Source organism: Clostridioides sp. GD02367, from assembly GCF_045900275.1.
GTDB classification, from domain to species: domain Bacteria; phylum Bacillota; class Clostridia; order Peptostreptococcales; family Peptostreptococcaceae; genus Clostridioides; species Clostridioides difficile_A.
The window spans coordinates 201,924-216,397 of record NZ_JBJODK010000006.1 but is presented as its reverse complement, the minus strand read 5'-3'; the positions used below and the strand labels follow the sequence as shown (position 1 = coordinate 216,397).

Here is a 14,474-nt window from a genome sequence, read left to right as displayed (position 1 = left end):
TATCTATCAATTTAATTTTGTCCATATCCAATTAGTTTTAATCTAATTACATTTTTTCTCATATGTATTTTTCTTTTATTTTATATAAAATTATTTTAAAATCTTTTCAATTGGTCTCTTTTAAAAGTCCATTGAGGTATTGTTAAATCACCTTTAAAGTCTAAACTATACCAAGGACTTAGGTTTGCGTTTTTGCGATTAATAAGAAGCTGAGTTTGTTGTGCAGGCATATAGCTTTGAGCTATCATAAATACTTTTTCTCCAGTCTTTTCATTTTCTGCCATATCCATAATTATACTTGCATGTCCTGGGCTTCCACCAATTATAAAAACATCTCCTATCTTCATATCATCAACTTCTACAGGTTTCAATTCTTTTTCAAGAGATAAAGTTCCTGAATAAGCAAATACTATATCCATAAACTTTCTAAAGCTCTCATAAGATGTTGAATATTCAGTTGATTTATACCAACTTGAACCACTATCTTTTACTGAAATTCTATATCCTTCTACCCACTTTGAATACTTAGCCTTAAAACCATCGACAAAATCAAAACTTATTTCGTCATACCTTTTATTCTGATATAAGTATTCAGCTCTCATAAGCATAATTGCATCTGCACATTGATGTAAATCTCTATTACCAATATCAACATCGAATACACTATCATAAATGCCTTTTGATTCCTTAGTTCTGCCATCATAATACTTTACCTTTTCTCCATAATTTTTCAACTTAGTATTTCTAAGAAATGATTCAAAACTACCTTTTTCTACATCCACTCTTTTAAAACCTTTTGGTGGCTCATACCTATCTTTCAATATATTTGCATCTTTATGTACTATTATTGCTTGTTCATATTCTTTAGAGCTTTGAGTTTTCTTAGAACCTTCAATAGTTTTTTTACTTTCTCCATTACTACATCCAACCAAAGTTAATGTAATCAATGACAAAATAGTTATTTTCTTTAATATTTTCATTAATTTATCCTCCTTTAAATGTTTCTAAAAATAAAATTCAATTTCTTCTCATAAAGTTTTTATATATTTCAATACAAAAAAACTATTTGACAATATTTCTTGACTCAAATACACATTTATTGATATATTTAATGTTAAAATAATTATAATAGGATATTATAATAAAAACAAACAACAGATTTGTGTTAATTTTAGAAAGGGGAAAAAATGATAGATTTAACTTTACTTGGATGTGGTGGAAATGTCCCTATGCCAAACAGATTTCTATCTTCTGTGTTCATAAACTATAAAGGTAGAAAAATACTAATTGATTGTGGTGAGGGCACTCAGGTATCCATGAAGCTAAAAAAATGTGGCTTTAAAGATATAGACTTGATTTGTATAACCCATTTACATGGTGACCATATATTTGGACTTTTAGGACTTTTATCAACGATTGGAAATAGTGGTCGTACAAGTGATTTAACTATAATTGGCCCAGTTGGAATAGTTGATTGTATTCGTTCTATGAGAAATTTAGTAGAATATATACCATATACTTTAAAAATCATAGAAAATCCTCAAGGTAATTTTACTTTAGATAATGAGTTTTTAAGAAATGTAGAAATTTCAACAATTGATTTAGAACACTCCATAGAGTGTTTAGGGTATAGTTTTAATTTTAGAAGAAATCCTAAATTTGATATAGATAAGGCAACTAGAAATGAAGTTCCTAAAATATTGTGGAAAAAACTCCAAGAAGGTCAAAGTGTAGTTTTAGATTCAAAAAAGTACACTCCAGATATGGTCTTAGGAGAATCAAGAAAGGGCGTTAAAATAAGTCTTACGACTGATACAAGACCTATAGAATCAATACCAAGCTTTATAAAAAATAGCGATTTATTCATATGTGAAGCTATGTATGGCGATGATTTAGATATATCAAAAGCTGTTAAAAACAAACATATGACTTTTAGAGAAGCTGCAAATCTTGCAAAACTAGGAAATGTTAAACAACTCTTATTAACACATTTTAGTCCATCATTAGATATGCCTAATATGTACTTAGAAAATGCCACTAATGTTTTTGAAAATACAATTCTTGGAGAAGATAGGCTAAGCCTACACTTAAATTTTGATGAATAAATATCTATTTATATTTATTAACAAAAACTTAGGAATGAATTTTACATTTATAGAAATATTTTCGTGTAAATTCATTCCTTCAATTACTTGTTGGCTATAATCTAAATAATATTATTTAGATACATTTCCAGCCACATTTAACACATCCCAGGTTCTTGCAAATGGAGGAGCATAACACAAGTCTAACATTCCAAGCTGATTTGTGGTCATTTTTCCAAAAATAGCAGCTGCCAATACATTTGCTCTTTGTACAGCATCCTTAAACCCAGCCACTTGTCCTCCTAAAATAACTTTTGTATCTGCATCATAAACAAGTTTTACATATATCTTATTTCTTCCTGGATAATAATGAGTTTGATTATAATCAGAAATAAATTTAGATTTAACATTTATACCTAAAGCTTTAGCTTGTCTTTCTGTAATTCCAGTTGAAGCTGCTTCCATATCCATAATTTTTATACAACTTGAAGATAGTGAACCTTGATAAGAAACTTCTCTTCCTCCTAGATTTTCTCCTACTATCCTACCTAATTTATTAGCTCCAGTTGCTAAAGGTACATATACATTTTCATTACTTACTATATTCTTTATGGTTGAACAGTCACCAGCAGAGTATATATCTTTTACAGAAGTTCTTCCGTACTCATCAACTACTATAGCTCCATTTTTTAGCATTTCTATATTAGTATTTGACAAAAACTCTGTATTAGGTCTAACACCAGTAGCAATTATTACTACATCTGTATCTATTTCTCCTTTATTTGTTATAACTTTTTCTACTTTATCTTCTCCATACAGCTCTACAACCATTTCATCCAAGTGCAATTTAACATCATGTCTTCTTATTTCTTCCTCTAAAACATCTGTAATTTCCTTATCAAATACTTGAGGTAATATTCTATCTTCCAATTGAATTACATGTACATCTTTGCCTAACTTCTTACATGCCTCAACTGCTTCTAATCCTATAAATCCAGCACCTATTATTGTAACTCTTTTATTTTCTTTGTCACTTAAAATCTTTTTTAAATATTCTCCATCATCTAAACTTTTTAACATAGAAACATTCTTCAATTCTACATTTTTTATAGGAGGCATAATACTTCTTGCCCCAGTTGCTATCATCAATTTATCATAGTAATCTTCATGTATTTCACCTGTTTTTATATTTTTTACTTTTATTTTTTTAGATTCACTATCAACTTCAATAACTTCTTTAAATATATTTAAATCAATTCCAGATTCTCTAAGTTTTTCAGGTGTTCTTGCTAATAAGTCATTAGCATCATCAAAATATCCACCAACAAAATATGGCAATCCACAAGCACCAAAAGATACTATCTCTGTTTTTTCGTAAACAATAACCTCATATTCAGGTTTCATTCTTTTTAATTTAGCTGCAGCACTCATCCCAGCTGCAACACCACCAATTATTATTACTCTCATTTTATCTCTCCTTTGATGTCTAATTAATTTCTTTACTTATTTTGAGCTTTTAATTTGATATATATTCTATGTACACATCTTTATAATAAATTGATGTTATTTTTTTCACATCATTTTGTTTGAAATCAAATTTCACAAAAGCTATTTTATCTTTTCTTACCCAAAGCCAAATTCTTTAAACACATATTATACCCTATTTTTCTGTATTTAATCACATTTATGTAAATTAAATTAATTTATTCTATGTTGGTAAATTATGATATAATATTGACATTTTTTTAATATATTGATATTATTTAGACTTAGAAAAATTTATTTTTAGATAAAGGAGAAAAAATATTGGAAAGTTCATTCTTATCACAATTTCTTATGATTACAGATTTTAAAACGATTTTTTTTATAATCTTGCTTTTAGGTACATTCTTTATTGTTAGGCAATTTGAAAAGAAAAAAATCAAATTTTCATTGAGAACAATATATGCTACAATACTCGGACTTATATTAGGAATTATAATTCAAGCTTTTGCTGGTTTTCCTAATGATACAACTCAAGTTACTTGGCTACAAGAAGTAAGTAAATGGTATAGTCTATTTGGCTCTGGATTTATGGACTTATTAAAAATGTTAGTAGTACCTTTAGTTTTCTTATCAATTATAAAGGTAATTATTAATATGAAAGATAATAATCTTGGGACACTTACTTTTAGGTCTTTAGGTATGCTTCTTACTACTACTGCTATAGCTGCTATTGTTGGAATTGTAGTTGCAAATATAATGAAGTTGGGTATAGGAGTTAATCTACCTGCTTTGGGAGGAACTCAAGAACTTAAAGAAATAAATTCTCTTGTGGATACTTTAAGAGGATTACTTCCATCAAATCCTGTAATGGCTATGGCAAATGGAAATATCGTAGCTACAATAATATTTGCTACATTTATAGCTACATCAATAAAAAGATTAAACAAAAAACATTCTGAAACGATAAAACCATTTATAGATTTTATAGAAGCATCTTACAAAATAATTGTAAGTGTATCTATGACTGTTATCAAATTTATGCCTTATGCTGTAGTTGCCCTACTTGCAAATACAATAACTTCACAAGGTATTAGCTCAATAGTATCTGTTTTACATTTTATATTAGCACTTTATATATCAGTTGCAGTATTATTTGTTATACACTTAATTTTTATAACTTTAAATGGACTAAATCCCATTACTTATATAAAAAATTCAACTGAAGCTCTACTTCTAGCATTTACTTCGCGTTCTAGTTTAGGAACATTGCCTGTAACGATAGAAAGCTTAGTACAAAATCATGGAGTTGATGAGGGTGTATCAAGCTTTACAGCAAGTCTAGGTGCAAATATGGGTATGAATGGTTGCGCAGGTATATATCCTGCTTTAATGGCTGTTACACTTGCCAATATGGCTGGCGTAAACATGGACATAAGCTTTTATGTTATGTTGTTAATAGTTATAACAATTAGTTCTTTTGGAATAGCAGGACTTCCAGGAACTGCTACAATGGCAGTTTCAGTTGTTATATCTGGAGTTGGCCTTGGCTCTTATTTTCCATTAGTTGGTGGAATCCTTGCAATAGACCCTATATTAGATATGGGACGTACAATGGTAAATGTTAATGGTGCTATGGTATCATCAATTACTGTAGGAAAATCACTTGGAAAAGTCGATAAAGAAGTATTTAGTAAAAAAAATATTTCTTAAAATAAGCATGAAAATAAATGAGGCTGTCTCAAAATAGAGATAAGCCTCTTTTTCATTGTTGAAATAATAAAAATATATTTGATTTCATCTAAAAAAGAGTGCCTCATGAACTAAAAAGTTCATGAGGCATTCCCATTTATTTTTTATTTTATTTACAAATTTACTCACAAAATGGAAAGAATTCTTTTGTAAGATTTTGAGGATATACAGATATAAAAACAAAATCATAGTCTTGAGACTTTGCATATTCCAAAATATCTCCATCATAATATCTAGGGTCTATCATATCTATAGTTGAACAAACAGAAGAAAAGAATGCGGCTGTTGGTACAATTAAAGAGTCTTTAACAAATAGCACTTTTAATCCTTCTGGATTTTCTATATTTTTTATTTTAACTAATGGTCTATTTCCCAATAAATAAGTAAAATACTTATCAGATTGACCATCCATTAAATTAAGGTCTGCATTAAAAGGATATGACAATATCAGACTCTCTTCAAACCTTCCTTTTAATTCAAATTTCTGTGACTTAGAATCTGTATAATAAGTATAATCAGTCTTAAATTTAGGATAAATCAATGTAAAGTCATCTATACCACCATACAAAATACCAGTCTTTCTTCCCATAGAACCAAGAAATGATTTAGGGTATACAATTGAATTATAATTATCCTTATCTCTATAATAATGATTTTCATCTAAATTCATACTGTATTTTTTATTAAGTTGTTCAACTAGTTCACCAAACGCCCAAAAAGAAGTTTCTACTTTCCAGTGATGGTCTGTTTTAAAAAATAAATCATCTTTTGGAATGCCACTTTTTAAAATACTTTCCCTAAAATCAATATAGTCGACATTGTACTTTTTTAGTTGATTTAAAAAATTATCTGCAGTCTCATTGCTATAAGAATAAGGTATCCCTTTTGGAAATTTTGTCACTCCTTTTATATATTTATCTGGAGTCATTAAATAAACTAATTTAGTGTTTTGTTTGTTCATCTCCTCAGAGAATTTTCTCACCCTATCTGCTAGTACTCCAACTTGATTTGGAGCTTTAGCAAAATATGTATAATGCATCTTCCCAGAAGTATCCTTTACAACACTAAACTTTGAAAACTCATTTTTACCCATTAGCTTTTGTAAATATCCATAAGTTTCAATAAATGTGTTTTTATATATTACTTTATCATTTACGGTATTATCAATAGATGATATTGTATCTTTTAGACTACTTTTCTCAGCAACTGAATTTTTTATTTCCTGTATCATATCTTTTCCAGAATAACAAATATTAAAGATAGAGAAAGCGAATAAAACAATTAAGAATATGATTGCTGTTATTAATCTTACTTTAAAAAATCTATTCATACTTTTCCCCCTTAACTAAAAATTAAAATAAATAAATGGATTATAGCTTCCAGTTACTAAATATGTCACAGAAATAAAGAATAATAAAATTGCCGATATTGGATAAAACACATTAAATAGCATACTGTATTTAGCCTGTTCAACAACAAACTTATTGATTTTCTTCGCAATAGGCATGCTAAAAATAAATGCAAATATAAAGAAAATCCAATATTCTTTCAAAAACATATATGTATAATCACTCCATATGGCTCCATTTCCTCCAAACATAGCTTTAAAATAATTATATGCTTCTTTTAAATTAGGTGACCTAAACAATACCCACCCAAAATTAACTACTAATAAAGTGTAAACATGCTTTATAAAATTACGATTTTCAATTTTTTCAAGCATTATAAATCTCTCTATAATTAAGAAAACAAAATTTAAAATTCCCCATATTACAAATGTCCATTCTGCTCCATGCCATATTCCAGTAAATAACCATACTATAAACATATTTCTAATCATAATATCTTTATTTGCCACTCTAGAACCTCCAAGCGGAAAATAGATATAACTCTTAAACCACATTCCTAAAGAAATATGCCACCTTCTCCAAAATTCAGTAATTGATTTTGATATATATGGATAATTAAAGTTTTCTTCAAATTTAAATCCAAACATAAGACCTAGACCTATAGCCATATCTGAGTAAGCAGAAAAGTCAAAGAATATTTGCAGGGTATAAGCTATGGAACCAAGCCATGCAAGTGATGTAGCTATTTCTCCTTGACTATTCATGGTATAAATATAGTCTGCTACTATAGCCATATTATTTGAAATTAATACTTTTTTGCCTAGACCTGTTATAAACCTACAAGTCCCAATGGAAAACTTGTTCCAAGTTTCCTTTCTATTATGAATTTGTTCTGCTACACTTTCATATCTAACTATAGGCCCTGCTATTAATTGTGGAAAAAAAGCTATATAAAGCCCCACATAAAAAGGATTCTTTTGAACATCTCCATGTCTACGATAAACGTCTATAACGTAAGACATCCCTTGAAATGTGAAGAATGAAATTCCTATAGGTAAAACAATACTAGGTATAGTCAACTCAGTACTAATAAGTTCGCTAATATTTCTTAGTGCAAAAGCTAGGTATTTAAATATAAATAAAACACCTATATTATATACACACATTAAAACTAAAAAAACTTTTACTTTTATTTTACTTTCCCTATATCTATCTACTAGTAAACCAAATATGTAATTCACTATTATAGAAGCTACCATAATAACAACAAATTTCGGTTCTCCCCAAGCATAAAAAAATAGACTAACAACAAGCAATATCATATTTTGTATAGTTCGATTAAATCTAAACATATAATACAATACTAAAGTTATTGGCAGGAAATAAAATAAAAAAATTAAGCTTGAAAATAACACACTCAAACCTCCTCTCTCTACTTAGTTTTTGAGCGTTTTTTCCAATACAAATATATTCCAAAACATATTATTACTAAAGATATAAATAAAATTTGAATAAATATTATGATATTATTCATAAAGTTTATCTTTTTCATATCTTGTACTGTTGGTGATTGTTTAGGAGATACTAATGTATATGGAACACCATCTTTATCTTTTTGATTAATACTCCAAGACTGAGTCAATTTTATTTTCTTTCCAACTTTAAATTTCTCATCAACATTAACTTGTAAAATAATTTGTTCTGGTTTAACTTTATTACTTAATGTTAATTTACCTGTTTGAGATATATTTACATTATCTTGTTTTTCAGTAAGAGAATACTTAATTTTTGAATTACTTTCAAGACCTAGCACCTCGTACTGACTTATACTTTGACCCAATACAGGTATTTGTACTTCTTCATCACCAATTATTTTAATATTATGCAAAGATTCTAACTGCTCCTCAACCAATAAAGATAACTTTTTTATAGCAATAACATTATGTTCTTCATCAGATGGGATAAATGTAATCCCCCAACTGACAACATTTGATAGCATATTTGAATCCAGTAATATATTATCCTTATCATTTATAAAACTATTAAAATTCACATATATTTTACCATCAAACTCTCCTGGCACTTCTATACATCCATCTTTTATTCTATCTGAATATATTATATTTTTATCTTCAAAAAATACTTCACTTCCTTCTTTTAACCTAAACTCAAGCATATTCTTACTTTGTATACTTAAATTTATTCTTTGAGAACTTTTGTTTTTATTTTGAATCTCAATATAAAAATTATGGTATATACTCCAATTTTCTTTTATATTTTGATAAATATATAAATAATGTTCCTTATCATTTTTAGAACTATCTGTTTCTATTTTTATACTTCTATCTTCATGTATAATCTTAGAACTTAGGTCATTATCTATCTTCTTAAAAGATAAATCTAATATTTTGTCACTCGTTGCTGAACTTATAAAAGTAGCATTTATTAAAAAAACAAACACCAAAATAAGATATTTCACAGAACAAAAAAACACTTTTAAAGTTTTCATCTCATCTCTCCTAAATATATTCCATGGGTTCAAACTCATCATTACTCTGTTCTTTCTTTTTACTAGGTTCTGAAACAACAACTGTCTTATTTTGTAATATCCAATCCATCATTTCATTTCTTAAAAAGAAATTTTGCATTATACTGTCAATGTTATTTACTTTATATAAAATACCTCTTTCATCGGTTTTGCCCTCACATAAATCACATTCTAACACAATATTTTCATTAATTTCCAATGTTACTTCTTTAGGATAAATATTTTTATTCTCAAAATTTAATAATACATATTGATAATTAAAGTTTACCATTCTTAATTTGCCTATATTTTCTACATCCATATGAAAATTCATATTGATTCTTGGACTTCTTCGTGATAATGTTCTAGCTTTTTCAATACGTTTTTTTACATTAATTTGCAAGTCATCAAAGAAACCTAGTTGATTAGATATTGTCATTGGTAAAGTAGGTATTCTATCATGAACAATACACATCCAGTTATCTACTTCATTATCTTCAATATGTGTAATATAGGCTGCATATTTCCATTTTGAACTTACTTCTACAACATTAACAATCTTTGCTTTCATATTAGCTATATACGTCTCATTTCCTGATTTTTCTCTAAACTCTACTTCAAACTCTTTTTCTGGACAAATATATTCTGGCTTATCTAACAAAAATGCAAATCCATTTTCTGATATATCGATTGTCTTTGAAGAAAGTACATAAGAATTTTGCTTTAACTTAAATTCAATTTCAGCAACATAACGCTCAGACTTTCTTAATTGTTGTCTTCCTGATATAAATAAAGTAGCCATAACAAGATTGAAAAGATTTCCTATTAGCCAAAACAAGACGACTGAATATGTCATTGAACCTATTTTAAATATTGATATAAACATTTTTAAAATTCCTATTATAGATAACACTATATAAATAAAATACGGGATACCCTGTAAAAACTTATACATTTTATTTTCTTCTAACTTATTCTTATTTGTGACTGAAAATTTATTTTTGGATATTGCAAACGTTTCGAGTATCACTGATGGCATTAAAGACTGAAACATTATAGTTTCATATATATTGGTCCATCTAGTATTTCTTATGTTTTGAGAAAATATTTTAAGAGATAAACTACTTAGAATATACATAGGTAACCAAAATACCAATACTTGAAGTAGTGTACATTTTACTACAATCACATTAAATACAGAAAATAATATAGGTGCCATTATATATACAAATCGTTTTATACTTGCATACCAATAAGTAATTGAAGAAATATAACTTATTTTCTGCCAAAAACCTAAACCTCTCCTAAATAAAATATTTAGTCGTCTACCAGTTTGTATACACCCACGTGCCCATCTTTCACGTTGTTTAATAAGACTTTTTAAGTCAGTAGGAGATAGACCTGATGCATGTACTTCTGGAATAGCATAACATCTATACCCCTTGCTTTGAATTAATATACCTGTTGCAAAATCTTCTGTAATGGAATTAGTATAAAATCCATCAACTTCTTCTAAAGCTTCTCTTGAAATAACAGTATTACTACCACCATAAATTACAGAATTTGTTCTGTTTCTAGCTAACTGAATATCTCTATAAAAATAATCCTGCTCATTTGGAATTCTACCTTCAGAGTGCAGATTAAATTGAAATAAATCTGGATTATAAAAGCTTTGTGGCGTTTGCACAAAACCAACTTTTTCATACTCCTCTTCTTTTCCATCTTTTTTAGCTTGCTCATTTTTCAAAAAGTATGGTATTGTAGCAATCAAGAAATCATGCATTGGTATCATATCTGCATCAAATGTAACAATCAAAGGAGAATTTGTATGTTTCATTGCATTATTTAAATTCCCAGCTTTTGCTCCTTCTCTTTCCGTTCTAGTTATATAATTAACCCCCATTTTTTCTGCTAGAATACGCATTTCTTCACGATTTCCATCATCACATATGTATATATGTACCTTTTTCTTATCTGGATATTGCATATGGATACATCCATTTATAGTTTTTCTCACTAAATCAACAGATTCGTTATATGTTGCAACGAATACATCCACATGTGTATAAAGCTCTTCACTTATAATTGGCTTTTCAGGACACTCAATATTTGACATACCATAATAATGTACAAACATTTCCATCATTCCTAGTATCTCTACAAAAAGAAGTATTATAGCGCATATTAATGCAAACATCCCCTCTTCTTTAGGCACTGTATAAAAAATTCTCCAAAAAATATATATGATATTAGTAATGATAGTTAAAGTTATAAGTATTTTCTTTGAATTTTTTTTCACAAAAATCATCTCTTTTCTATTAATGAATTTAACATATCTTTATCCCAAGTCCCTTCAGTTTGATTATATATTCCAAATCCAGAAGCAAGCTCCCAATAAGCCCATGAAAAATTTCTTTTTTCAGCCTCTTTTCTTACAGCTTTTACCCAAGCTTTTCTTGAAGCTTCTGGTGCTTCTTTTGTTATTCCAAATTCACCCAGAAAAACCTTTACTTTATTTTTATTTGCCCAATTTTCCACAATATCAAACCTTTTTCTTATATACTCCATTTGTTCATCGGTTCCTTCCCAAGTAATATTGCTCAAGTGTTCAAAGCCCTTGTGGTATATATTTCCTTGGAATGCAAAATCATTTGGCTCATAATAGTGAAAAGAAACTACTATATTAGAATCTTTAGGAATATTTAATTCATTTAAATAATCAATTTGATAGAAATTGTATGGTCCAACTATAATGGTTCTTTTAGGGTTAGTTTTTCTAATTATATTTACTGCTTCTTTAATGTATTCATTTAATAACTGTGAAGATAGGTTTTCTTTAGGCTCATTTAACAATTCAAATACCAATCTTTTATCGTATCTTTGGTATCTATTAGCTATCTGTTGCCATATTTTTAAAAACTTATCTTTATTAACTTCTGGTTCTTTCATAATTTCCTCAAAATGATGCAAATCCAACACAACTATTAAATCTTTATCCAACGCATAGTTTATATATCCATCAATTTTCTTAAAAAATTCCTCATCAATTTTAAAATCTTTAGAAGTTGATGTATAATCAGAAAACCTTACAGGTATACGTACTGTATCAAAACCTGCATTTTTTATATCATCAAAAAATTTATTTGACATTTTTACATCCCAAGGAAAATCTTTGGGTGATTCTAGTGCATTACCTATATTTATGCCTCGTTGCATCGTGACTGTATCACTATTTCCTCTTATTATAAAATAAAACCAAACAAACACTATACTTAAAAAACATATTATAATAACACCTATTCTTTTTATCTTACTCTCCCCCTAACAATATTATTTTCTACATAATATTATGCAATCTTTATTATAACAAATTAAATTGCATCATGTTATATATAATTATTCTCATTTATAAACTTTACATTGATTATAATTTAAAAATACTTGATACATCTAAAAAAAGGCAGTATATTACTAAATAGTTTTAACTACTTAGTAATATACTGCCTTTTATTTTTTTACAATTTATCCAATAAATCTAACACTTGTTTTTTAACTTTATCATATCCAAAATTATCAAGTGAATATCCTAGTTCTATGTTTCCAAAACCTTTAATCTCAGCATTTTCTTTTTTATTTAATAATTCTTGCATAAGTTCAACTTCTATATATTCTCTTCCCTTTTCTTTTTCCAACATAGTAAATAATTCAAAATCTTGTATTCCAAATCTTAAATTCTCCATTCTAACACTTCTAACTGGCTTTAAATCTTTTCCAGGATAAACAAAGAACATATCTCCAGCCTTCCAAATAGGGAATTTGTAACTTGCATCCCTCCAAGGGTCTTCCGTCCATAAATTGTAATCCCATCTTAAAAATCCATCAAGACCAAAATAATAAGTATACCATCCTATTATTCTATTTTCCACAAAAGGAGAACTTATAAAACTATTTGGCTTCTCTGGAAAACAGCATACAAACCAAGTTAATATTCCACCCTTATCATTAACCTTTTTCTTTAACTTGTCTATATCTTTGTAATTTTGAATAGTAAGTTTTAAGTTTATTGACATATCATCAACTTCATCTTTAGCTCTATCTAAGAAATTTTGGTCATGTGTTGCTGATTTGTACTTAACTTTATATTCATCTACAGTAGAGTTTATAAACTCGATACACTCTTTTACTACTTCTGGATTATTTGGTTCATCAGCTATCACTCTAACTCTATCCCATAACCCACATTCTATTAAGTGATTTAAAACTAATCCTATATATTCTTTTAAATCTCCTGTATTATTTATAAACTTAAATACCTTATCATTTTCATCATAATATCTTACTCTTATTGGGTCTTTATAGCCTTCTATAGGGTTTCCAAATTCGCCAGCACACCAATTGCCCAACAAACCAAATAAATCTATTTCCTGAGCCATTTTATGCTTATTAGCTATATTTATATACCTGTCCATACTTTCAAAATTACATTTAATCTTTCCATCTATACCTTTTGAAACACTCACCATATTGTATTCATATAAGTTTGATGGATTTTTATAAACTTTATAACAACTTTGCCCTGCCCATGGATAATCAGAAACTATCACAGTTGCAACTTTTTCCCCTAAAGAAGCTAGTTCTTTTAAATAGTTATCAATTATTTCAAAATGGACATCAGACCATAATTCAACTTTATACATTCTGGCTAAACAACTTGGATGTTGCCATAAATCCAAAAAGAATCTGCTTTCATCTAAAGATTTTAATACAACATTTTTTACTTCCACAGGTACATCAATAGTACAAACTTTTTCTTCATCTTCATATCCAAAGCTTTTGAATACATCAATACCTATATTAAAGTTATCTTCTGTAAAGTCCTCAGGTACTTGACCTTCAATCCAAAACATTTGAGGTAAATGTTGTTCTACTAATACATCTTTATCTCTCAAAATAGCATCATTTACAAATGCCTTTGTATCATCTTGAACATATCCCATTACATTGATACTAAAATCATTTTCTAATTCATTAGGTACATTTAACTTAAGTCTTACTCTATTTCCAAGACCTTTCCATGATATAGTACTACTTCCATCAATTGTACAATTAAATTCTTCCGTCGCTTTTAGCATAATTTGAAAAGCAAACTTCTCCCCCTTAGCTACTACAATATCTAAATCTTTAGGTTCCCAAGTATCAGCTTCTATAACTGAATATTTATTGTGTTTAAATGTACAATCCTTCAATACATATGAAATCTCCATATTTTAAACTCCTCCA

10 protein-coding genes are annotated in these 14,474 nt (G+C 28.1%); 2 read left to right on the top strand and 8 right to left on the bottom strand.

The genetic code is table 11. The features are described 5' to 3' along the window. Positions 1 to 95 precede the first annotated feature (95 nt). On the bottom strand, positions 96 to 980 hold the full coding sequence (locus tag Q3223_RS10600; RefSeq protein WP_284182156.1) for a DUF4846 domain-containing protein: 885 nt from the start codon (positions 978 to 980) through the stop codon (positions 96 to 98). Between the two features lie 207 nt (positions 981 to 1,187). On the opposite strand from Q3223_RS10600, the gene Q3223_RS10595 reads away from it, so the two are divergent. Further along, positions 1,188 to 2,105, top strand: coding sequence for a ribonuclease Z (locus Q3223_RS10595; RefSeq protein ID WP_407811946.1), 918 nt, complete (start codon positions 1,188 to 1,190; stop codon positions 2,103 to 2,105). Between the two features lie 111 nt (positions 2,106 to 2,216). On the opposite strand, the gene Q3223_RS10590 is transcribed toward Q3223_RS10595, so the two are convergent. After that, a complete protein-coding gene (locus Q3223_RS10590) occupies positions 2,217 to 3,551 on the bottom strand; it encodes a CoA-disulfide reductase (RefSeq protein WP_284182157.1) in 1,335 nt (444 codons plus the stop codon). Positions 3,552 to 3,890: 339 nt separating this feature from the next. Here Q3223_RS10590 and Q3223_RS10585 point away from each other — a divergent pair, with 339 nt between their 5' ends. Beyond that, entirely contained in the window at positions 3,891 to 5,279 is a 1,389-nt protein-coding gene (locus Q3223_RS10585; protein WP_407811944.1) for a cation:dicarboxylate symporter family transporter, read from the top strand. A gap of 160 nt (positions 5,280 to 5,439) precedes the next feature. Here Q3223_RS10585 and Q3223_RS10580 read toward each other — a convergent pair whose 3' ends face one another. The 6 genes from Q3223_RS10580 to Q3223_RS10555 all read right to left on the bottom strand — a co-directional run bounded on the left by Q3223_RS10580 (position 5,440) and on the right by Q3223_RS10555 (position 14,458). Next, the gene (locus tag Q3223_RS10580) at positions 5,440 to 6,648 is read right to left on the bottom strand and encodes an alginate O-acetyltransferase AlgX-related protein (RefSeq protein WP_054271134.1); all 1,209 of its coding nucleotides are present in this window, start codon (positions 6,646 to 6,648) and stop codon (positions 5,440 to 5,442) included. A 15-nt stretch (positions 6,649 to 6,663) separates the two neighbouring features. Further along, positions 6,664 to 8,082 (bottom strand): MBOAT family protein, encoded by a 1,419-nt coding sequence (locus Q3223_RS10575; protein WP_054277238.1) that lies wholly within the window; start codon positions 8,080 to 8,082, stop codon positions 6,664 to 6,666. A gap of 17 nt (positions 8,083 to 8,099) precedes the next feature. Further along, positions 8,100 to 9,176: a hypothetical protein gene (locus Q3223_RS10570; RefSeq protein WP_223152801.1), complete on the bottom strand. Its 1,077-nt coding sequence runs from the start codon at positions 9,174 to 9,176 to the stop codon at positions 8,100 to 8,102. A 10-nt stretch (positions 9,177 to 9,186) separates the two neighbouring features. Beyond that, positions 9,187 to 11,409 carry a glycosyltransferase gene (locus Q3223_RS10565; RefSeq protein ID WP_227832256.1) on the bottom strand — a complete coding sequence of 741 codons (2,223 nt, stop codon included), beginning with the start codon at positions 11,407 to 11,409 and terminating at the stop codon, positions 9,187 to 9,189. A gap of 89 nt (positions 11,410 to 11,498) precedes the next feature. Next, positions 11,499 to 12,344, bottom strand: a complete 846-nt coding sequence (locus Q3223_RS10560; RefSeq protein WP_223152800.1) for a glycoside hydrolase family 5 protein — start codon at positions 12,342 to 12,344, stop codon at positions 11,499 to 11,501. Between the two features lie 365 nt (positions 12,345 to 12,709). Next, positions 12,710 to 14,458 (bottom strand): DUF4091 domain-containing protein, encoded by a 1,749-nt coding sequence (locus Q3223_RS10555; protein WP_407811943.1) that lies wholly within the window; start codon positions 14,456 to 14,458, stop codon positions 12,710 to 12,712. Positions 14,459 to 14,474 lie beyond the last annotated feature (16 nt).

Excerpts from the sequence above, each read along its gene's own strand:
- Q3223_RS10600 (WP_284182156.1), bottom strand. The coding sequence starts at position 980 with ATGAAAATATTAAAGAAAATAACTATTTTGTCATTGATTACATTAACT.
- Q3223_RS10595 (WP_407811946.1), top strand. The coding sequence starts at position 1,188 with ATGATAGATTTAACTTTACTTGGATGTGGTGGAAATGTCCCTATGCCA.
- Q3223_RS10590 (WP_284182157.1), bottom strand. The coding sequence starts at position 3,551 with ATGAGAGTAATAATAATTGGTGGTGTTGCAGCTGGGATGAGTGCTGCA.
- Q3223_RS10580 (WP_054271134.1), bottom strand. The coding sequence starts at position 6,648 with ATGAATAGATTTTTTAAAGTAAGATTAATAACAGCAATCATATTCTTA.
- Q3223_RS10570 (WP_223152801.1), bottom strand. The coding sequence starts at position 9,176 with ATGAAAACTTTAAAAGTGTTTTTTTGTTCTGTGAAATATCTTATTTTG.
- Q3223_RS10560 (WP_223152800.1), bottom strand. The coding sequence starts at position 12,344 with ATGTCAAATAAATTTTTTGATGATATAAAAAATGCAGGTTTTGATACA.
- Q3223_RS10555 (WP_407811943.1), bottom strand. The coding sequence starts at position 14,458 with ATGGAGATTTCATATGTATTGAAGGATTGTACATTTAAACACAATAAA.